This is a genomic window from Pseudomonas sp. PB106, assembly GCF_009764645.1.
Classification (GTDB): Bacteria; Pseudomonadota; Gammaproteobacteria; order Pseudomonadales; family Pseudomonadaceae; genus Aquipseudomonas.
The window spans coordinates 12,378-33,183 of record NZ_RWIM01000019.1 but is presented as its reverse complement, the minus strand read 5'-3'; the positions used below and the strand labels follow the sequence as shown (position 1 = coordinate 33,183).

General features: G+C 60.7%; 20 protein-coding genes and 1 pseudogene. 12 read left to right on the top strand and 9 right to left on the bottom strand.

Annotated features, from left to right (window positions below; all coding sequences use genetic code 11):
• Positions 1-45: 45 nt before the first annotated feature.
• Positions 46-1,380 (top strand): dicarboxylate/amino acid:cation symporter, encoded by a 1,335-nt coding sequence (locus EJA71_RS03835; RefSeq protein ID WP_158954451.1) that lies wholly within the window; start codon positions 46-48, stop codon positions 1,378-1,380.
• 146 nt (positions 1,381-1,526) lie between these two features.
• On the top strand, positions 1,527-2,708 hold the full coding sequence (locus tag EJA71_RS03830; protein WP_158954449.1) for a CaiB/BaiF CoA-transferase family protein: 1,182 nt from the start codon (positions 1,527-1,529) through the stop codon (positions 2,706-2,708).
• A gap of 114 nt (positions 2,709-2,822) precedes the next feature.
• Here the strand turns inward: EJA71_RS03830 and EJA71_RS03825 are convergent, their stop codons facing one another.
• On the bottom strand, positions 2,823-3,317 hold the full coding sequence (locus EJA71_RS03825; RefSeq protein ID WP_158954447.1) for a SprT family zinc-dependent metalloprotease: 495 nt from the start codon (positions 3,315-3,317) through the stop codon (positions 2,823-2,825).
• 127 nt (positions 3,318-3,444) lie between these two features.
• Complete coding sequence (locus EJA71_RS03820; RefSeq protein ID WP_007917515.1) at positions 3,445-4,047, bottom strand: Yip1 family protein; 603 nt, start codon at positions 4,045-4,047, stop codon at positions 3,445-3,447.
• A gap of 395 nt (positions 4,048-4,442) precedes the next feature.
• Between EJA71_RS03820 and ttcA the strand changes: the two genes are divergently transcribed.
• The 3 genes and pseudogenes from ttcA (at position 4,443) to EJA71_RS03810 (ending at position 6,092) form a co-directional block, all read left to right on the top strand.
• On the top strand, positions 4,443-5,267 hold the full coding sequence (gene ttcA, locus EJA71_RS03815; RefSeq protein WP_016987438.1) for a tRNA 2-thiocytidine(32) synthetase TtcA: 825 nt from the start codon (positions 4,443-4,445) through the stop codon (positions 5,265-5,267).
• Positions 5,268-5,278: 11 nt separating this feature from the next.
• A pseudogene (locus EJA71_RS27720) lies at positions 5,279-5,368 on the top strand (metal ABC transporter ATP-binding protein); the annotation flags it as partial.
• Positions 5,369-5,417: 49 nt separating this feature from the next.
• Positions 5,418-6,092, top strand: a complete 675-nt coding sequence (locus tag EJA71_RS03810; protein ID WP_158954445.1) for a DNA-3-methyladenine glycosylase I — start codon at positions 5,418-5,420, stop codon at positions 6,090-6,092.
• Between the two features lie 114 nt (positions 6,093-6,206).
• Here EJA71_RS03810 and EJA71_RS03805 read toward each other — a convergent pair whose 3' ends face one another.
• From EJA71_RS03805 to arsC, 3 genes are read right to left on the bottom strand one after another with little or no spacing between them, the layout of a single operon-like run.
• A complete protein-coding gene (locus EJA71_RS03805; protein WP_158954443.1) occupies positions 6,207-6,632 on the bottom strand; it encodes a DUF2069 domain-containing protein in 426 nt (141 codons plus the stop codon).
• A 2-nt stretch (positions 6,633-6,634) separates the two neighbouring features.
• Positions 6,635-7,231, bottom strand: a complete 597-nt coding sequence (gene wrbA, locus EJA71_RS03800; RefSeq protein WP_158954441.1) for an NAD(P)H:quinone oxidoreductase — start codon at positions 7,229-7,231, stop codon at positions 6,635-6,637.
• On the bottom strand, positions 7,228-7,581 hold the full coding sequence (arsC, locus tag EJA71_RS03795; RefSeq protein ID WP_158954439.1) for an arsenate reductase (glutaredoxin): 354 nt from the start codon (positions 7,579-7,581) through the stop codon (positions 7,228-7,230). Before arsC ends, wrbA begins: the two co-directional genes overlap by 4 nt.
• 113 nt (positions 7,582-7,694) lie before the next feature.
• Between arsC and EJA71_RS03790 the strand changes: the two genes are divergently transcribed.
• A complete protein-coding gene (locus EJA71_RS03790; protein ID WP_158954437.1) occupies positions 7,695-8,162 on the top strand; it encodes a TlpA disulfide reductase family protein in 468 nt (155 codons plus the stop codon).
• Between the two features lie 104 nt (positions 8,163-8,266).
• Here EJA71_RS03790 and EJA71_RS03785 read toward each other — a convergent pair whose 3' ends face one another.
• Together EJA71_RS03785 and EJA71_RS03780 are read right to left on the bottom strand one after the other, a co-directional pair.
• The gene (locus EJA71_RS03785) at positions 8,267-8,671 is read right to left on the bottom strand and encodes an META domain-containing protein (RefSeq protein ID WP_158954435.1); all 405 of its coding nucleotides are present in this window, start codon (positions 8,669-8,671) and stop codon (positions 8,267-8,269) included.
• Positions 8,671-9,105 carry a hypothetical protein gene (locus EJA71_RS03780; RefSeq protein WP_158954433.1) on the bottom strand — a complete coding sequence of 145 codons (435 nt, stop codon included), beginning with the start codon at positions 9,103-9,105 and terminating at the stop codon, positions 8,671-8,673. Before EJA71_RS03780 ends, EJA71_RS03785 begins: the two co-directional genes overlap by 1 nt.
• Positions 9,106-9,238: 133 nt before the next feature.
• Here EJA71_RS03780 and EJA71_RS03775 point away from each other — a divergent pair, with 133 nt between their 5' ends.
• Complete coding sequence (locus tag EJA71_RS03775; protein ID WP_158954431.1) at positions 9,239-9,703, top strand: hypothetical protein; 465 nt, start codon at positions 9,239-9,241, stop codon at positions 9,701-9,703.
• Between the two features lie 3 nt (positions 9,704-9,706).
• Here EJA71_RS03775 and EJA71_RS03770 read toward each other — a convergent pair whose 3' ends face one another.
• Both EJA71_RS03770 and EJA71_RS03765 read right to left on the bottom strand, forming a co-directional pair.
• The gene (locus EJA71_RS03770) at positions 9,707-10,696 is read right to left on the bottom strand and encodes a 2-hydroxyacid dehydrogenase (RefSeq protein ID WP_158954429.1); all 990 of its coding nucleotides are present in this window, start codon (positions 10,694-10,696) and stop codon (positions 9,707-9,709) included.
• An 83-nt stretch (positions 10,697-10,779) separates the two neighbouring features.
• Entirely contained in the window at positions 10,780-13,533 is a 2,754-nt protein-coding gene (locus tag EJA71_RS03765; protein ID WP_158954485.1) for a response regulator, read from the bottom strand.
• Positions 13,534-13,752: 219 nt separating this feature from the next.
• Between EJA71_RS03765 and EJA71_RS03760 the strand changes: the two genes are divergently transcribed.
• The 5 genes from EJA71_RS03760 to relA all read left to right on the top strand — a co-directional run bounded on the left by EJA71_RS03760 (position 13,753) and on the right by relA (position 20,762).
• Positions 13,753-14,475, top strand: coding sequence for a response regulator transcription factor (locus EJA71_RS03760; RefSeq protein WP_158954427.1), 723 nt, complete (start codon positions 13,753-13,755; stop codon positions 14,473-14,475).
• Positions 14,462-15,886, top strand: coding sequence for a sensor histidine kinase (locus tag EJA71_RS03755; protein WP_158954425.1), 1,425 nt, complete (start codon positions 14,462-14,464; stop codon positions 15,884-15,886). The genes EJA71_RS03760 and EJA71_RS03755 overlap by 14 nt, the downstream gene beginning before the upstream one ends.
• Before the next feature lie 252 nt (positions 15,887-16,138).
• Positions 16,139-17,041: a cysteine synthase CysM gene (gene cysM / locus EJA71_RS03750; protein ID WP_163005011.1), complete on the top strand. Its 903-nt coding sequence runs from the start codon at positions 16,139-16,141 to the stop codon at positions 17,039-17,041.
• Positions 17,041-18,417, top strand: coding sequence for a 23S rRNA (uracil(1939)-C(5))-methyltransferase RlmD (gene rlmD, locus EJA71_RS03745; RefSeq protein ID WP_158954423.1), 1,377 nt, complete (start codon positions 17,041-17,043; stop codon positions 18,415-18,417). The genes cysM and rlmD overlap by 1 nt, the downstream gene beginning before the upstream one ends.
• A 101-nt stretch (positions 18,418-18,518) precedes the next feature.
• Positions 18,519-20,762 carry a GTP diphosphokinase gene (relA, locus tag EJA71_RS03740; RefSeq protein ID WP_158954421.1) on the top strand — a complete coding sequence of 748 codons (2,244 nt, stop codon included), beginning with the start codon at positions 18,519-18,521 and terminating at the stop codon, positions 20,760-20,762.
• Positions 20,763-20,806 lie beyond the last annotated feature (44 nt).

Genomic DNA, 20,806 nt, shown 5'->3' with positions numbered 1-20,806 from the left:
TCAACAGATGGATGTTGCCACGCGAGGCTCTTGAGGAAATCTGCAATGACGACTCGTCAGCCACTGTACAAATCCCTGTATTTCCAGGTGATCATCGCGATCATCATCGGTATCGCGCTCGGTCATTACTACCCGCAGTTCGGCGTGGCAGTAAAGCCGCTGGGTGACGGGTTCATCAAGCTGATCAAAATGATCATCGCCCCAATCATCTTCTGCACCGTGGTCAGCGGCATCGCCGGCATGCAGAACATGAAGTCGGTCGGCAAGACCGGCGGTTACGCACTTCTTTACTTCGAAATCGTCTCGACCATCGCGCTGCTGGTCGGCCTGGTCGTGGTCAACGTTGTACAGCCGGGCAACGGCATGCACATCGACGTCGCCACCCTTGATGCTTCGAAAGTCGCTTCCTATGTTGCCGCTGGCGCTGACCAAAGCGTTGTCGGCTTCCTGCTCAACGTGATCCCGACCACCATCGTCGGCGCGTTCGCCACCGGTGACATCCTGCAAGTGCTGATGTTCTCGGTGATCTTCGGTTTCGCCCTGCATCGCCTGGGTGCCTACGGCAAGCCGATCCTCGACTTCATCGATCGCTTCGCTCACGTGATGTTCAACATCATCAACATGATCATGAAGCTCGCGCCAATCGGTGCCTTCGGTGCCATGGCCTTCACCATCGGTGCCTACGGTGTCGGCTCGCTGGTGCAGTTGGGTCAACTGATGATCTGCTTCTACATCACTTGCCTGGCGTTCATCCTCATCGTGCTCGGCGGTATCGCTCGCATGCACGGCTTCAGCGTGCTGAAGATGATCCGTTACATCCGTGAAGAGTTGTTGATCGTACTCGGCACCTCGTCGTCGGAATCGGTACTGCCACGCATGCTGATCAAGATGGAGCGTCTGGGCGCGAAGAAATCGGTGGTGGGTCTGGTGATCCCGACCGGTTACTCGTTCAACCTCGACGGTACTGCGATCTACCTGACCATGGCTGCGGTGTTCATTGCTCAGGCAACTGACACGCACATGGACATCACTCACCAGATCACGCTGCTGGTGGTGTTGCTGCTGTCCTCCAAAGGCGCAGCCGGTGTGACCGGTTCGGGCTTTATCGTGCTGGCAGCGACCCTGTCGGCGGTAGGTCACCTGCCGGTGGCCGGTCTGGCGTTGATCCTCGGTATCGACCGCTTCATGTCCGAAGCCCGCGCACTGACCAACCTCGTTGGTAACGCTGTTGCGACCATCGTGGTTGCCAAGTGGGTGAAAGAGTTGGACACCGACGTACTGGACGCCGAACTGGCTTCTGGCGGTCGCGGCATCATTGATACCCGCCCTGAAGACGACCTGGGTGTCGCTGAAGGCGCAACCCCGAGCAACGTGAAGTAAGCGCTGCTTGCATTGAAGAAACCCGCTTAGGCGGGTTTTTTCATGCCTGCGATTTGAGCGTAACGGTCACACCCGCTGACATTTCCGGTGATTGCTGCATCGGCAATGCCTGCCTAGGCTGAGTGCATCGCACAAGGAGTTCGCCCATGTCTGCACCGCTGGCCTCACTGAAGATCCTCGATTTCTCGACCTTGTTGCCGGGGCCGTTTGCCTCGCTGTTGCTGGCGGACATGGGCGCCGAGGTGTTGCGCATCGAATCCCCGACGCGCCTGGATCTGCTGCGGGTATTGCCGCCCCATGATGGCGGCGTATCAGCCAGTCACGCTTACCTGAACCGCAACAAGCGCAGTCTGGCGCTGGACTTGAAACAGCCCGAGGCGCTGGAGGTGGTCAAGCAGTTGCTCGGCGAATACGACATTGTTTTGGAACAGTTTCGTCCCGGTGTGATGGAGCGCTTGGGGTTGGGTTACGAGGCGTTGAAAGCCATCAACCCGAGGTTGATCTACGTGTCGATCACCGGTTACGGCCAGACCGGGCCGTACAAGGAGCGCGCCGGGCATGACATCAATTATCTGGCGCTGGCGGGGCTGGCCAGTTACACCGGCCGTGCGCAGAGCGGGCCGTTGCCGCTGGGCATGCAGGTGGCGGATGTTGCCGGTGGCTCGCTGCACGGCGTGATCGGCCTGCTGGCGGCGGTGATTGCCCGACAGCAGACGGGGCAGGGCACGCATCTGGACGTGAGCATGACCGACTGCGCGTTCAGCCTTAATGCCATGGCCGGCGCCGGGTATCTGGCCTGTGGCGCAGAACCGGGCTGGGAAGATCAGATGCTCAATGGCGGCAGTTTTTACGACTATTACCGCTCGCGGGATGGGCGCTGGATGTCGGTGGGCAGTCTGGAGCCGGCGTTCATGCAGCAGTTGTGTGCCGCGCTGGGGCGGCCGGAGTTGGCGGCGCTGGGTTTGTCGCCCAAGCCTGAACAGCAGCGACAGTTGAAATACGCGCTGACGGTCGAGTTTGAAAAACATGACTTTGCCGAATTGTGCGAGTTGTTTGCCGGGATCGATGCGTGTGTCGAGCCGGTGTTGAATTTGGCAGAGTCGGTGCGCCATCCACAGTTGCAGGCGCGGGAACTGGTGACGCAAGTGCCGCGTGGGGATGGCACGACGCAGGCGCAGATGGCGTGTCCGTTGAAGTTTTCTGAAGCGTTGCCGGCGCCGCGGCATGTTGGCGCGGGGTTGGGGCAGCATACGGATGAGGTGTTGGCGGAGTTGGGGTTTAGTACTGAGCGGATTGCAGAATTGCGTTCTGCCAAAGTCATTCTCTAGTGCCTGTTCTGGCCTCATCGCTGGCAAGCCAGCTCCCACAGTTTTCGAGGTGCTCACTGAACCTGTGGGAGCTGGCTTGCCAGCGATGGGGCCAGTCAGGGCAACACAAGCTGACTATTCGACGCGCATCTCACCACTGAACACCAAGGTACTGCGGCATCTGCGACACAAATACCGCCGTCCCTGCCGGACCAGGCTATGGCGCTGCGCCGAGAACGGAAAGTCACTGTCCACGCATGGGCATTTGTAGATATAGCGGGTCACGCTGCGGCGTTTGATTTCGTAGGTGTGGCAGCGATCCGGCGGCAGTTCGTAAACGCCGCGCATGATCAATTGCCATTCCTCGCCATGGGGCTGGATTCGATCGCCAAACAACTGATGGGCAATCAGGTGCGCGACTTCGTGGGCCACGGTCTGCTTGAGGAAGTGTTCGGCGTTTTCCCGGTACAGCTGCGGATTGAAGCGCAGCAGGTTCTCGTGCAGATGCGCGACACCGGCTTTTTGCCCGCGCAGCTTGAGGCTGACGACCGGGCGTGGGAAAGAACGTTTGAAAAAGGATTCTGCGAGTTGGTAACAGTCTTCGACGCGGGTATTGAGTTGCTCGGGCATGCTTGATGGATCTCCAGAGGCGTCGAGTATGCCGCAACGCCGCAGACTTGCGAATCGTCGAGCTGCCGAATGGTCATCCGCCAAACGACAAGGCCGCCTTGCGGCGGCCTGTATTGAGCCAATCAAGTCAGTTGGTATAAACGGGCCCTACGCCCAGCCCCCAGACAATCACGGTGAAGGCCATGATGGCGACCAGCACCACCAGACCCACCGCCAGCACCGAACTTGAGAACAGAAAACCTTCATCCGACGGAATATTCATGAACGTCGGCAGCCCCACGTACAACAGATACACCGTGTAGCAGATGGCCGCGGTCCCCACAATCATTCCCAGCCACATATGCGGATACAGCGCCGCCAGCCCGCCGACAAACAACGGTGTAGCGGTGTAGGTGGCGAAAGCAACGCAACGGGCCAGACTCGGATTGGCGTCGTAAGTGCGGGCCATCCAGTGCACGAAGGCACCCATGACCGCGACCCCGCCGAGCATCGCCAGATACGACATGACGGTCATCCAGATCGCGCTTTCAACAGTCAGCATCACTGGCGCGCGGTTGCCGATCACCCAGCCAACCTGCGTGGTGCCGATAAACGCCGAGACGGCGGGAATCGCTGCGAGAATCAGCGTGTGGGTGAGGTACATGTGGCTGATACTTTCCTCTTGGTCGCCACGGATTTCCTTCCATTCCTGATCGGGGTGGGTGAAAAGTCCCACTACGTGATGGATCATGCCAGTCACTCCTCTTGTTATTGCCATCGCCCCCCAACGGAGCGCCTACGGGCCAAGGTGGCCGAGCAAATACAGGTCTTCAGATGTGTGCGACCTTATGTCGCAGTATAGAAAGGACTTAACCGCACAGGTATTAGGGGCTTAGAGCAAATCGCGCTGTAAACATGGCGGGTAATCGCCGCTCAGTCTTGATTGACATGATTCTCGACCGTGTAGGAGTTGCCGGAGGCTGCGATCTTTTGATCGTGTTTTTAAAATCAAAATCAAAAGATCGCAGCCTTCGGCAGCTCCTACATGAATATGCATCGCAGAATGCGACCGGTCGGTATGCTTCGCCCACGCCGGGTTTTTGCGTAAAATGCCGGCCTTTCGTCACACCTCACGGATCTCGCGTCATGGGCACTCTTACGGTCAACCAGAACAAACTGCAAAAGCGCCTGCGCCGCCTGGCCGGCGAAGCGGTCGCCGATTTCAACATGATTGAAGACGGCGACAAGGTCATGGTCTGCCTGTCCGGCGGCAAGGACAGCTACACCATGCTCGACGTGCTGCTGCACTTGCAGAAGGTTGCGCCGATCAAGTTCGAAATCGTCGCCGTGAACATGGACCAAAAGCAGCCGGGCTTCCCCGAGCATGTGCTGCCAGCCTATCTGAAAGAGCTGGGCGTCGAGTACCACATCGTCGAGAAAGATACCTACTCGGTGGTCAAGGAGTTGATTCCGGAAGGCAAGACCACCTGCTCGCTGTGCTCGCGCCTGCGTCGCGGCACGCTGTACACCTTCGCTGACGAAATCGGCGCGACCAAAATGGCCCTCGGTCATCACCGCGACGACATCGTCGAGACGTTCTTCCTCAACATGTTCTTCAACGGTTCGCTGAAAGCCATGCCGCCGAAGCTGCGCGCCGATGACGGTCGCAACGTGGTGATTCGCCCGCTGGCGTACTGCAACGAGAAAGACATTCAGGCCTATTCGGACTTCAAGGCATTCCCGATCATCCCGTGCAACCTCTGCGGTTCGCAGGAAAACCTGCAGCGTCAGGTGGTCAAGGAAATGCTCGTTGATTGGGAGCGCAAGACCCCGGGCCGTACCGAATCGATTTTCCGCAGCCTGCAGAATGTCATTCCGTCGCAACTGGCCGACCGCAACCTGTTCGACTTCACCAGCCTCAAGATCGACGAGACCGCGGCTTCGCGCTTCGTTAACGTCGTCAACCTGTAAACCCGACTCATGTGGGAGCGAGCTTGCTCGCGAAGGCGTCGTGTCAGCCGACATCCATGTTGAATGACATACCGCTTTCGCGAGCAAGCTCGCTCCCACAGTGTTTTGTGTTCAAAGATAGAATTTCATTTTCATTTCCCAGGAGAGGGCATGCGCGATTACAAGTGGCTGCACGAATACTGTCTGAACCGCTTCGGTTCGGCGGCTGAACTGGAAGCCCATCTGCCCGTTCCCAAGACTCCCGCGCAATTGCGCAAGATCAGCGACGACCGTTACCTCTCGACCATGGCCCTGCGCGTGTTCCGCGCCGGTCTCAAGCACAGTCTGGTCGACGCCAAGTGGCCGGCCTTTGAAGAAGTGTTCTTCAAGTTCGACCCGGAAAAAGTCGTGCTGATGAGCGCCGAGCACCTTGAGCGCCTGATGCAGGACGCGCGAATCATTCGCCACCTCGGCAAACTGAAAAGCGTGCCGCGCAATGCGCAGTTCATTCTCGATGTGGAACAGGACAAGGGCAGTTTCGGCGCACTGATTGCCGACTGGCCGGTGACCGATATTGTCGGTCTCTGGACGTACCTGAAAAAGCACGGCCACCAACTTGGCGGGCTCTCGGCGCCACGCTTTTTGCGCATGGTCGGCAAGGATACGTTTGTGCCGAGCTACGACGTGGTCGCGGCGCTGAATGCGCAGAAGATCGTCGACAAGGTGCCGACCAGCCAGCGCGATCTGAAGATTGTGCAGGATGCGTTCAACCAGTGGCATGAACAGAGTGGCGGGCGGCCGATGAGCCAGATTTCGATGATGCTCGCGTACACCGTCAACCATTAAGACCGAGTTGCCCCAATCGCTGGCAAGCCAGCTCCCACAGGATCTTTGTTGAAACACATTTATGTGATCGACGCAAAAACCTGTGGGAGCTGGCTTGCCAGCGATGGCGGCCTTTCAGGCGACGGAGATTTCGCCTTCACCTGCCAGTTTACGATTCAGCTGATACCGCCACCGCACATACAGCAGCGCCGAGCAGAACACCGCCAGGCTCGCGACCATCTCCAGCACACCAAACATCTGCCGGTTCGGGTCATACGCCGCCAGTGCGCCTTTGATGAAATACAGATTCACCACAAAACACATCCATGAATGGCCACGGGCGCTGCCCATGATCATCGCCGGCGCGAGGACGAGCCACGGGATCAACTCGACCAGCAGAATCACCCACGGCCGCGCGCCGTGCAGATCGGCGAAAAGCAGATAGTAAGCCGCGAGCAATCCGCCCAAAGCGAAAAAGCTCAGCAGACTGACCACCCGCATGGCTTTCACGCGCGGCTCGAGCCACTCGACCGAGGGCAGGACTTTCGGCTTCTTCGCCACTGTCAGCCCTCCAGTTTCTGCGCAGTCTTGGCCAGGCGCAGACCGAGCGCGCGGCACAGCGCCACTTCGTGCTGATCGAGACCTTTTTTGCCGTCAGCCCCAGCGTGATGACTGGCGCCGTAAGGCGTGCCGCCACCTTGGGTTTCCAGCAATGCCGATTCGCTGTACGGCAGGCCCGTGATCAACATGCCGTGGTGCAGCAGGGGCAGCATCATCGACAGCAGGGTGGTTTCCTGGCCGCCATGCAAACTGGCGGTCGAGGTGAACACGCCGGCCGGTTTGCCGACCAGCGCGCCGGTCAGCCAGAGATTGCTGGTGCCATCAAGGAAGTACTTCAGCGGCGCGGCCATGTTGCCGAAACGCGTTGGGCTGCCCAGCGCCAGGCCAGCGCAGTTCTTCAGGTCATCCAGCGTTGCGTAGAGTGCGCCTTCAGCGGGAATATCCGCTGCCACCGCTTCGCACTCGGTGGAGATCGCCGGCACGGTGCGCAGGCGCGCTTCGAGGCCAGCCTGCTCGACACCGCGTGCGATCTGCCGCGCCATTTCGTTGGTCGAGCCGTTGCGGCTGTAATACAGCACCAGAATGTAGGGCGCGCTCACGGCAACAACTCCAATACATTTTCCGGCGGACGACCGATGACGGCTTTGTCACCGACTTCGAGAATCGGCCGCTCCATCAGTTTTGGATGCTGGGCAATGGCGTCGATCAATTGCGCTTCGCTGAGGCTTTCGTCAGCCAGTTGAAGCATTTTGTATTCATCTTCGCCGGTACGCAGCAGTTGCCGTGCGCTGATCCCGAGCTTGCCGAGCAGTGCCTTGATTTGCCCCGCGTTCAGCGGGGTTTCGAGGTAACGCACGACGGTTGGCGTCAGGCCGCGGGCTTCGATGAGTTCCAGCGCGCCGCGGGATTTCGAGCAGCGCGGATTGTGATAAAGCGTCAGATCGGTCATGGCGGGTCGCTTCTGGCGTAAAGTGGCGGCTATTCTAACTGTGCAGCGCGCAATCCAGAACCGTCAGAGGCGATGGGTCGCAGACGCGGTTAAATTTTCACAAGGAACATGACATGACACGGCGATTGGCAGCGGCATTGACGGTAATCGGGGCGTTGATGCTGGGGGGCTGCGGCAACGACTACGGCATCGACCAGAATGGGCAGAAAGTCGCCTCCGAACGTCTGGACAAGCAATGGGTAGTGCTCAATTACTGGGCCGAATGGTGTGGCCCATGCCGCACCGAGATTCCCGAGCTCAACCATTTGGCCGATGAACTCAAGGGCAAGAACGTCGGTGTATTCGGGGTCAACTTCGACAATGTGCAGGGCGCGGAGCTGAAAGAGGCGAGCGAGAAGCTCGGCATCAAGTTCACCGTGCTGGCGCAGGATCCGGCGGAACTGTTCGACGTGCCGCGCAGCGAGGCATTGCCGGTGACGTACATCATCGACAACAAGGGCAAAGTGCGCGAACAGTTGATGGGCGAGCAGACGGCGGCGGGGGTGATGGCCAAGCTTGAGGCGTTGCAAGCAACCAAATAGGTTGTTGTGAAAGAAAAGATCGCAGCCTTCGGCAGTTCCTACAGGGTGTACACGGACTCATGTAGGAGCTGCCGAAGGCTGCGATCTTTTTTGCGGCTGAACAATCAACCCTCTTCGAGCCACCAACGCAACGGCTTGCCTTCAGCCGGCCACAGACGCATCTGCTCGATCGGCGAGATGTCCCAGCGCTGGACATGTTCCAGCGCCTGCAGGAAGCGTTGTTCCTGTTCCATCAGCGCCGGCGCGCAGAGCTTGCGGGTCTTGCCGATCTTGCCGAAGGTGATCTTGTCGCCCTCGAGGGTGTACGGCGCGAACCAATGGTTGCAGCCACCGTTGCCGTAGGCACGGCCATCATCGCCAAGGGTGATGGTCAGGTGGCTGTAATCCATCAATGGGCGTTCGCCGATCCACTCCAGAATGTAGCTGCGGTTCTGTTGCAGTTGCACAGGTTCTGCGGCACAGCCCACCAGGCCAGCGCCGACCAGAGCGGTCAGGGCAAGGCGTTTCATCATGCCGGCTCCGGGCATTGCGGGCACAGATGCTTGTCACCCACGGCTTTCCAGCCCAACTCGGCGATGCGGGCCGTGGCGGCCGGTTTTTCCGCAGCTTTGCCCAGCTTGGAGTCGACCGCGAATTCGAAGCTCAGCTCTTTGGCGCAGCTGTCGCAATTGACCTGCCAGGTGTGGATGGCCAATTCGCCGAACACCGGGCCTGTGGTCATCGCGGTCCATTGGCCCGGCGGGTTGATCAGGTGGCGGACGGTGTCGACGGTCAGGCGCATGGACAAATCCTTGCTGCCTTTGAGGGTGACCAACAGGACATCACCAATGCGGATCGAACCACCGTTTCCGGTGACCTGATAACGGCCCGGAACCAGGGCGCGGCATTCGGTGAGGGTGTGTTGCGGGTTCATCAGGGTGTAGCGGAAATCGTGTTCGACCATGGGTCCTCCAAATATGCGCGACATGCTAGCACGGGCTCGATTGCAGAATGATGCGCGCGTGCGACCTTCGATCCGGTTCAAATCGACGGGCGCTCATGGCAAACTGCCGGCCTCGACTCTGAAGGAACGGAACATGGCGCTGATCGAATGTTATGAATGCAAGCGGAGCATCAGCTCCGAAGCCACGGCGTGCATTCATTGCGGGGCTCCGGCACAACCCGCTCATACACAAGCGCACCCCGTCACCGCATCGGCGCAAACGTCGACGATTTCGTTCGGTAGCCTGCCACGCAATAAGGCCGTGCCTGAAGCGGTTGCCTTGCCGCCGACCCCTGAACCTTTGCCCAAAGTCATGCCAGCAGCGGCGGGGCGCCTACGCCGGCAGCAGGCTGAAACGGCAACGCGACCGACGACTCAACCGCAGATCAATGCCGATGGCAGCCGCCCGGTGGAAGGCTGGTTGAAGATCATGGTGTTTCTGCTGCCGATGGTGTTTGTCTGGTTCCTGCTGCGCAACGGCCATTCGCTGAAACAGCGCTTGTTCGGTTTCGGCTGGCTGGCGCTGTTGATTCTGGCGTCTTCGCTCTCGCCAAAATAAGCCTCAACCCTCGACCTGGTTTTGCGGCGCCCCAGCCGCCCAGGTCGCGATGTTGTGCAGGGTGGTCGCGGCAATCGCGCCCAGCGCCTCACGGGTCAGAAACGCCTGGTGCGCGGTGATGATCACGTTAGGAAACGTCAGCAATCGCGCCAGCACATCGTCCTGCAACGGCAGGTCGGAGCGGTCCTCGAAAAATATCTGCGCCTCTTCTTCGTACACATCCAGCCCGAGATAACCCAGTTGCCCGTCCTTCAAGGCGTCGATCAGCGCCGGTGTGTCGACCAGTCCGCCGCGACCGGTGTTGATCAGCATCGCGCCGGGCTGCATGTGGGCCAGCGAATCGCGGTTGATCAGATGTTTGCTCTGCGCGTTGAGCGGGCAGTGCAGGCTGATGATGCGCGACTGCGTGAGCAGTTCCGGCAGGCTCAGATAGCGCGCGCCCAAGGCCAGCACTTCAGGGTGTGGATAAGGATCGTAGGCCAGTAATTCGCAGCCGAAACCGTGCATGATTTTCGCGAACGTCGCGCCGATCTGTCCGGTGCCGACAATGCCGACGGTCTTGCCAACCAGATCGAAACCGGTCAGGCCGTGCAGGCTGAAGTCGCCTTCGCGGGTGCGGTTGTAGGCGCGGTGCAAGCGTCGATTGAGGGCGAGAATCAGCGCCACGGCATGTTCGGCGACAGCGTGCGGCGAGTAGGCCGGAACGCGCACGACGGTCAGCCCCAAGCGTTTCGCCACGGCTAGATCGACATGGTTGTAGCCGGCCGAGCGCAGGGCAATCAGGCGCGTGCCGCCGGCGGCCAGACGCTCCAGCACCGGTGCACCGAGATCATCATTGATAAAAGCGCAAACCACTTCGTGGCCGTCGGCCAGTGCGGCGGTGTCGAGACTCAACCGCGCTGGCTGGAAGTGCAGTTCGATCCCGGCCGGGCAATCGGCGCCGAGGAAGCTGTCACGGTCGTAAGTCTGGCTGCTGAAAATGAGCGTGCGCATGAAATCCTCCTGGAGCAATGACACGGGCGCAAATGACCCGCGACAAGGTTAGCGGTCTTGAGCGTTACCGGCATTGCCGTGGATCAGGCGCTGATCTTCGCCTGAGCGGCCAGGCGATTGATCGCCCGCTCCAGTTCATCAAGGGCCATCAGGGCTTTCGGGTCATCCTGTTTGAGCAGGGTTTCGCTGCGCTGACAGGCTGCGCGCAATTGCGGTACGCCGCAGTAACGGGTGGCGCCGTGCAGACGATGGACCCGTTCGAGCAGCGCATTCTGGTCATGGGCGTCGCGGGCGGCGCGGATGGCTTCGCGATCGGCTTCCAGTGAAGCCAGCAGCATCGCCAACATGTCGGCGGCAAGATCCGCCTTGCCGGCAGCCAGACGCAAGCCTTCCTCGTGGTCGAGCACCGGCAGTTCGTGGCTGACGCCCGCGTTCTCGCTGGACCGCTCTGGACCTTGGTTGCGCAAGGCCAGACCGGTCCATTTCAATACGACTTGAGCCAGTTGCCGCTCGCTGATCGGTTTGGTCAGGTAATCGTCCATACCGCTTTGCAGCAGGGCGCGTTTTTCGTTGGCCATGGCGTGGGCGGTGAGGGCGACGATCGGCAGCGGCGTGCAATGCCGTTCGCTTTCCCACTGGCGGATGGTTTCGGTGCTTTGGCGACCGTCCATGCCCGGCATTTGCACGTCCATCAGCACCAGGTCGAATGATTCGGTCTGCACCGCTTTGACCGCAGCGTAACCGCTCTCGACCGCCAGCACTTTGGCGCCCATGTCTTCGAGCAGGGTTTGCACCAGCAACAGGTTGGCCGGGTTGTCGTCGACGCAAAGTACTTTCGGCGCCCGACTCGACAACTGCTCGCCCGGCTCGTTGCGCGGCTGGCGCGGGTTGGCCAGATCGGCGAGGGCGCGGCGCAGTTTGCGCGTGCAGGCGGGTTTGGCCTGCAACTGGCTGTGCGGGTTCGGCACCGACAGATGAAACAGCGTCTGCTCGGTGGTCGGGCACAGCACCAGCACTTTGCAGCCGAGGTGTTCGAGGTCCCAGATGTGCTGGTTCAAGCGTTCGGGGAGCATGTCATTGCTGGTGATGCCGAGCACCGCCAGATCGATCGCCTGATCGGTCTGGTGAGCGCCGGTGACGCCATTGGTCAGGCTTTCCAATGTATTGAAGGTGGTGACGTCGAGGCCGCAGTCTTCCAGTTGATGCTGCAAGGCCTGACGGGCCAGTTCGTGACTTTCCAGCACCGCCACACGGCGTCCGAGCAGCGGCGCGGCCGGCAGGTCTTCGGCGTCGTCGCGGGTTTTCGGCAGACTCAGGCTGATCCAGAATTCCGAGCCTTCGCCCGGCGTGCTGTCGACGCCGATTTCGCCGCCCATCTGTTCGATCAGCCGCTTGGAAATCACCAGCCCCAGACCGGTGCCGCCCGGCTGACGGGACAGCGAGTTGTCGGCCTGACTGAAGGCCTGGAACAGCGCGCGCACATCCTGACTCGACAGGCCGATACCGGTGTCCTGAATACTGATGCGCAGTTGCACGCTGTCGTCGTGTTCTTCTTCGAGCATCGCCCGGGCAACGATGGTGCCTTCGCGGGTGAACTTGATCGCGTTGCTCACCAGGTTGGTCAGAATCTGCTTGAGGCGCAGCGGATCACCGACCAGCGACAGCGGCGTATCGCGATAGACCAGACTGACCAGCTCAAGCTGTTTGGCGTGCGCGGCGGGGGCCAGAATGGTCAGGGTATCTTGGAGCAAGTCGCGCAGGTTGAACGGAATGTGGTCGAGCACCAGTTTGCCGGCCTCGATCTTCGAGAAGTCGAGAATCTCGTTGATGATGCCCAACAGGCTGTCGGCGGACTTTTCAATGGTGCCCAGATAGTCGAGCTGGCGCGGGGTCAGTTCGCTTTTCTGCAACAGGTGGGTGAAGCCGAGAATGCCGTTGAGTGGCGTGCGGATTTCGTGGCTCATGTTGGCGAGGAATTCGGATTTGATCCGGCTCGCTTCCAGCGCTTCTTTGCGCGCCAGATCCAGTTCGATGTTCTGGATCTCGATGGTTTCCAGGTTTTGCCGAACGTCTTCGGTGGCCTGATCGACGCTGTGCTGCAGTTCTTCGCGGGCGTTCTGCAGGGTGCCGGCCATGCGGTTGATGCCCGACGCCAGCTCATCCAGTTCCTGACTGCCGAGCGGCGGCAGACGGGTTTCCAGGTGGCCGTCCTTGAGCTGCGCGACGGCCTGTTTGATCTGGCTCAGCGGCCGGTTGATCGTGCGGCCCATGCGCAGCGCCAGCAGCGCGGCTCCGGCAAGACCGGCGGCAATCAGCAGCAGGCTGGCGAACAGACTGCGATAACCGCGCAGCAACATACCGTTGTGCGACAGCTCCAGCTCGACCCAGCCAAGCAGGCGATCGGACTCCTCAGGGATCAGTTCGCCGGCAAGATTTCGGTGCTTGCCGAAGACCGGCATCAGGTAGCGCGTCGCGTCGTTACCGCTGCGCCGTTGCAGATGTCCGCTGTCGCCGCTCGGCGCCTGATTGAGCATGGTCGGGCCGGCGTGGGCCAAGGGCGAGCGGTCGGGCGCGAGGAAGGTCACCGCGCGTACGTCGGGTTGTTCGAGGGATTGGGTGGCGATGCGTTCCAGCAGATCACTGTCGCCATGGCCCATGGCGGGCGCCACCAGCGGCGCCAGTTGCTCGGCGATCATTTCGCCGCGCTGCATCAATTGGCTCTGCAGGTCGGACTGCTGCGTCCAGGTGAAATAGCCACCCAGCACCAGCGCCATCAGGCTGGTCGGCAACAAGGTCAGCAATAACACTCGACCTTTGATTCCCAGTTTCTTGAGCACGCCTCTCTCCTGCATCCCGCTGATCTGTTGACTCATGCGTGCATCCGGCACGCGACATGGGCGCAGTGTAGCGATTTGCTCGCGGGCAATCTCCGGAAAAATGCTCTCGGGATGGGTCTGAGCGCCGCTGCGCGTTTGTCCGATAGGCCAACCTTGTGTTGCCCGCTGTCGGACAATCTTGAATAATCGCGCTCAACTGAGAATTACTTGCAGATACTCATGACTCCTGTTCCCGTTGGCCCGCCACGCATTCTTTCCATCGAGGACGATCCAGTCCTCGGTGCCTATGTTCATGAGCATCTGGGCCGCAGCGGCTTTCAGGTGACCTGGTGCCAGAACGGCCAGGAAGGCCTGAGCATCGCCAGGCGCCAGCCGTTCGACGTGGTGCTGATGGATATTCTGCTGCCGGGCCTGGACGGCTTGAACGTGCTGACGCAATTGCGCCAGAGCCATTCGACGCCGGTGCTGCTGATGTCGGCCCTCGGTGCCGAAGCCGACCGCATCAGTGGCTTCCGCTTGGGCGCCGATGATTACCTGCCCAAGCCGTTCAGCATGGCCGAACTGCATGTGCGCATCGAAGCGATCCTGCGCCGGGTCGCGCTGGATCGTCGTCCGGCGGCGCTCGCCGTGCCGGTGGCGACGGGCACGTTGCGCTTCGACGATGAGCAGTGCGAGGTGTTCTTTCGTGATCAGCCTGCCGGGCTGACGCGCAGCGAATTCCGTCTGCTGGAAACCCTCAATCGCAATGATGAAGAAGTGCTGAGCAAAGCCTTCCTTTATCAGCATGTGTTGCAGCGCGGCTACGCGGCCCATGATCGCAGCCTCGACATGCACATCAGCCAGATCCGCCGCAAACTCAAGGCCATCGGTTATACCGAGCGCGAAGTGCGCACCGTGTGGGGCAAGGGTTACGTGTTGAGTGCCGCCGATGAAACGCTCTGAACTGCCGGGGCGGCATTCACTGTTCTGGAAACTGGCGTGTTTGCTGGTCGCCTTCTGCCTGTTGATGATCTGGCTGAGCTGGTCATGGGGCCGCTATATGGAGGAGCGCAATCAGTTTCTCTCCGACGAAGCGCGGGGCACCCTCAGCCGCTACGCCTCACAGGCTGAACAGGCGTGGCAGCGCGGCGGCCGCAGCGGCATCGATGACTGGTTGCAGAGCATGGAGTTGCGCGAGGCCAGTTGGGTCGGCGTGATCGGCGGCAATTTGCAGTCGCTGAGCAATGAGCCGCTGAACGAACAAGAGCTGCAGCGCCTGACATTCTTGCGTGGGCTCGACTGGCCGATTCATAAACAGGGCCGGCCGTGGTTGCGCATTCCTTTTCCTAAAGAACCGGCTGCGGGCAGTCTGGTCATTGAGTTGCCCGAGCGCTTTTTGCCGGGCAAGTATCGAGTGTTGTGGCGGGTCATCACCAACGGTGTGATTCCCGGTCTGTTTACGTTGTTGCTGTGTGTCGGCCTGTATCGCTTGTTGGTGGTGCCCCTGAACAACCTGCGCGAACAGGCCAACGCCTGGCGTGCCGATCAATTGAATGTGCGACTGTCCAGCGGCATCACCCAGCGTCCGGACGAACTCGGCGAACTGGCCCGCGCGTTTGACTCCATGTCCGAGCGCCTGCAATCGACAGTCAGCCTGCAACAACAATTGCTGCGCGACTTGTCGCATGAATTGCGCACGCCGCTGAGCCGACTGCGCGTGGCCAGCGAAAGTGAGCAGGGGCTGGTGCAATTGCGCGAACGCATTGGCCGTGAAGTCGACGGCATGCAACGGCTGGTCGAAGACACCTTGCAACTGGCCTGGCTCGACACCGATCGCACCCCCCTGCCGGATGAGGCGATCCAGATCCAGGCACTGTGGGAAATGCTCACCGACAACGCCTGCTACGAAAGCGGCTGGCCGAGTTTGCAGTTGCAGTGTGCGGTGGATTCGTCGTGCTGGGTGCGCGGCAACCTGAACACGCTGGCGCAGGCGCTGGAGAACATTTTGCGCAATGCCATTCGGCATTCGCCGGAGGGCGGGCTCGTCCGCCTCGATGGGCGGCGCGATGGCGATTATTGGCACCTGTGGCTGGAAGATCAGGGCGGCGGGGTGGCTGAAGCGGATCTGCAGCGGATCTTCTTGCCGTTCACTCGCCTCGACGGCTCGCGGCCAGGTGATGGTGGTTTTGGCTTGGGGCTGAGCATCGCGCGCAATGCCGTGCAGCGTCAGGGCGGGAGTTTGTGGGCGGAGAATGGTGGGGCGGGGTTGCGTTTGAATCTGCGACTTATCGCTGATAATTGCGCTGTCAGTCTCGACGCTATCGCTGGCAAGCCAGCTCCCACAGTGGAGGTGTTTCACCCGCAGATTGTGTGAGCAATCCAAATAGGGTCAGCACTGCTGACACGATGATGGATCAGCACTGGACACTGTGGGAGCTGGCTTGCCAGCGAAGATGCCATTTGCGTCACCGCCATTCAAGATGATCCACCGCAATTAGTCGCACCACTGGTGCGACTTTTAATCCCTTATTCCCATAAACCATAAGCACCGCACTTTGCGTGATATGGCCTGCGCGGGTTTGCCGGTATGATAGGCGCCCCCGCACGTCTGGATTGCGAATACGCCATGACCCTGCAGTACCCAACCATCGCCGATTGCGTCGGCAACACTCCGCTGGTGCGTTTGCAGCGCCTGCCCGGTGAAACCAGCAACACCCTATTGCTCAAGCTCGAAGGGAATAACCCGGCGGGTTCGGTCAAGGACCGTCCGGCGCTGTCGATGATCACCCGTGCCGAATTGCGCGGGCAGATTCACGCTGGCGACACGCTGATCGAGGCGACCTCGGGTAACACCGGGATCGCGCTGGCCATGGCTGCCGCGATCAAGGGTTACAAGATGATCCTGATCATGCCGGACAACTCCAGCGCCGAGCGCAAAGCGGCGATGACCGCGTACGGTGCCGAGCTGATTCTGGTCAGTCAGGAAGAAGGCATGGAAGGCGCGCGCGATCTGGCGCAGCGCATGGAAGCCGAAGGCCGTGGCAAGGTGCTCGATCAGTTCGCCAACGGCGACAATCCTGAAGCGCATTACACCACCACTGGCCCGGAAATCTGGCGTCAGACCCAGGGCAGCATCACCCATTTCGTCAGTTCGATGGGCACCACCGGCACCATCATGGGCGTGTCGCGCTACTTGAAAGAGCAGAGCGACAGCGTGCAGATCGTCGGCCTGCAACCGATGGAAGGCTCGGCCATTCCGGGCATCCGCCGCTGGCCGCAGGAATACCTGCCGAAGATTTATCAGGCTGACCGCGTCGACCGCATCGTCGACATGGCGCAAAGCGAGGCCGAGGACGTCACTCGTCGTCTGGCCCGCGAAGAAGGCATCTTCTGCGGCGTGTCCTCGGGCGGTGCGGTCGCAGCGATGCTGCGCCTGTCCAAAGAAGTTGAAAACGCGGTGATCGTCGCGATCATCTGCGACCGTGGCGACCGTTACCTGTCGACCGGCATTTTCGACGCGCCCAACTGATGGCCAAGCACGAGAGAGGCCTGCGCTTCCAACCCACGGGTGGCAGCAAGGCCGCGCAAATCCCGACCGGCAAAAAGCAGCGCTTGAGCATCGAGCGCTTGGCTAATGACGGTCGCGGCATCGCGTTTTTCGAAGGCAAAACCTGGTTCGTCCTCGGCGCCCTTGCCGGTGAAGAGGTCGAAGCGCGGGTGCTCGGCGCCCACGGCAAAGTGGTCGAAGCGCGCACCGAGCGCGTGTTCAAGGCCAGCGAACTGCGCCGCCCGGCGCCGTGTCAGCACGCCGGCCGTTGCGGCGGCTGCAGCGTGCAGCATTTGTCCCATGACGAACAGCTCGCCCTGAAACAGCGCATGCTCGCCGAGCAATTGTCGCGCGTAGCCGGTGTCGAACCTGAAGAATGGGCAGCACCGCTGACCGGACCCGAATTCGGCTATCGCCGTCGCGCCCGGATCGCGGTGCGCTGGGACATGAAGGCGAAGAAACTCGAAGTCGGTTTCCGCGCCGCCGGCAGTCAGGACATCGTCGCGATCAGCGAATGTCCGGTGCTGGTACAGCCCTTGCAACCGATCATGACCCGTTTGCCGGAGATGCTCCGTCGTTTGAGCAAACCGCAGGCGTTGGGTCACGTCGAATTGTTCAGTGGCTCGTCACTGGCGGTGTTGCTGCGGCACATGGCGCCGTTGTCCGACGCGGATCTGAACATCCTCAAGGACTTCTGCCAGTTCCATGAGGCGCAATTGTGGCTGCATGGCGAAGGCGAGCCGCAACCGGTCGATGCGACCCAGTCGCTGGGCTATCGTCTGGAGCAGTGGGATCTGAATTTGGCGTATCGGCCCGGCGACTTTATCCAGGTCAACGCCGGCGTCAACGAAGCGATGGTGGCGCAGGCGCTGGACTGGCTGAAACCGGGTAGCGACGAGCGTGTGCTGGACCTGTTCTGCGGCTTGGGCAACTTCGCTTTGCCGCTGGCTAAAGCCGTGCGCGAAGTTGTCGCGGTGGAAGGCGTGCAGACCATGGTTGATCGTGCAGAAGCGAACGCTGCCAGTAACAATTTGCATAACACAAAGTTTTTTCAAGCCGATTTATCCCAGCCTTTGACCGATGCCCAGTGGATCGGAAACGGCTTTTCTGCGGTACTCTTGGACCCACCACGTGACGGTGCTTTCGAGGTGGTACGCAAGCTGGCGAGCCTGGGTGCCAAACGGTTGGTGTATGTGTCGTGCAACCCGGCAACGCTGGCGCGCGACACGGTCGAATTGATCAAGCAGGGCTACCGGTTAAAACGTGCCGGGATTCTCGATATGTTTCCTCAGACGGCACATGTCGAGGCCATGGCGTTATTTGAAGCGAGCCAGGATGGCTCGTCTGAATCCGCCTGACCTGTCCGCGCAGCGCTCGCATTAGCCCCGCGAGCGCAAACGGACAGTAGAGGTCAGCGATTTGACGCATTGAATCTGCGTCGTAGGGAAGGTAAAGCAAGATGGTACAGGTGAGAGCACACCAGCCGATCAACAATGACGGCAGTATCAATCTCGAGGCTTGGCTCGATCATGCGGTCAGTGTCGATCTGGCACTGGATCGCGAAGCCTTGAAGGAAGCCTGCGAGTTCGCTCGCGAGGCCGAACAGCAGTCCAATGCCAAGAAGAATCTGTGGGCCGAAGGCTCCGGCAGTTTCAGCACGGGACTCGAGATCGCCGAGATCCTCGCCGACCTCAAGCTCGATCAGGATTCGCTGGTCGCGGCGGTTTTGTATCGCGGCGTACGCGAGGGTCAGATCGAACTCGCGGCCATCGGCCAGCGCTTCGGCCCGGTGGTGGCCAAACTGATCGACGGCGTGCAGCGCATGGCGGCCATCAGTGCCAGCCTCAGCCCGCGCCAGTCGATGGTCATGGGCACGCAAGGGCAGGTGGAAAACCTGCGCAAGATGCTCGTGGCGATGGTCGACGACGTGCGTGTCGCACTGATCAAACTCGCCGAACGCACCTGCGCCATCCGAGCGGTGAAAACCGCCGACGACGAAAAGCGTAACCGTGTCGCCCGCGAAGTCTTCGACATTTATGCGCCGCTCGCGCATCGCCTCGGCATCGGCCATATCAAATGGGAACTGGAGGACTTGTCCTTCCGTTACCTGGAGCCGGATCAATACAAGCAGATCGCCAAGTTGCTCCACGAGCGACGGCTGGATCGCGAGCGTTTCATCGCCGACGTGATGACCCAGCTCAAGGACGAATTGCAGGCCACCGGCGTCGACGCCGACATCAGCGGCCGGGCCAAACACATCTATTCGATCTGGCGCAAAATGCAGCGCAAGGGTCTGGAATTCAGCCAGATCTACGACGTGCGTGCGGTGCGCGTGCTGGTGCCGGAAATGCGCGACTGCTACACCGCGCTCGGTATCGTCCACACCTTGTGGCGGCACATCCCGAAAGAATTCGACGACTACATCGCCAACCCGAAAGAGAACGGCTACCGCTCCCTGCACACCGCGGTGATCGGCCCGGAAGGCAAGGTTCTCGAGGTGCAGATCCGTACGCACTCGATGCACGAAGAAGCCGAACTCGGCGTCTGCGCGCACTGGCGCTACAAGGGCACCGACGTCAAATCCGGTTCGAACCACTACGAAGAGAAAATCTCCTGGCTGCGTCAGGTCCTCGAGTGGCACGAAGAGCTGGGCGACATCGGTGGACTGGCGGAACAGCTGCGCGTCGATATCGAACCGGATCGGGTCTACATCTTCACCCCTGACGGTCACGCCATCGACTTGCCGAAGGGCGCGACGCCGCTGGACTTCGCCTACCGCGTGCACACCGAGATCGGCCACAACTGCCGTGGCGCGAAGATCAACGGGCGCATCGTGCCGCTCAACTACAGCCTGCAGACCGGTGAGCAGGTCGAGATCATCACCAGCAAGCACGGTACGCCGAGCCGCGACTGGCTGAACTCCAACCTCGGTTACGTCACCACCTCGCGGGCGCGGGCGAAGATCGTTCACTGGTTCAAATTGCAGGCGCGCGACCAGAACGTTGCCGCCGGTAAAACCCTGATCGAACGCGAACTGACGCGCCTCGGCCTGCCCGCGGTGGACTTCGACAAGCTGGCCGACAAGGCCAACATGAAAACTGCCGAAGACATGTTCGCCGCCCTCGGTGCCGGCGACTTGCGCTTGGCGCAACTGGTCAACCTCGCGCAGCAACTGGTCGAACCGGAACGCGGCAACGAACAGCTGGAACTGATCCCGCGCAAGGCCACCGGCTACAAACCAGGCAAGCGCGGCGACATTCAGATCCAGGGCGTCGGCAACCTGATGACGCAAATGGCCGGCTGCTGCCAGCCGCTGCCGGGCGATGCGATCGTCGGTTACATCACCCAGGGCCGTGGCGTGAGCATTCACCGTCAGGACTGCGCCTCGGTGCTGCAACTGGGCGGGCGCGAGCCAGAGCGGATCATTCAGGTCAGCTGGGGCCCGGTGCCGGTGCTCACCTATCCGGTGGACATCATCATCCGCGCCTACGACCGTTCCGGTCTGCTGCGTGACGTCTCGCAGGTGCTGCTCAACGAGCGCATCAACGTGCTGGCGGTCAACACCCGCTCGAACAAGGAGGACAACACAGCGTTGATGTCCCTGACCATCGAGATCCCGGGTCTGGACGCGCTGGGCCGGTTGCTGGGACGCATATCGCAGTTACCGAACATCATCGAAACGCGGCGTAACCGTACGCCGTGATGACCAACCCGATCAACTGTGGGAGCTGGCTTGCCAGCGATTGC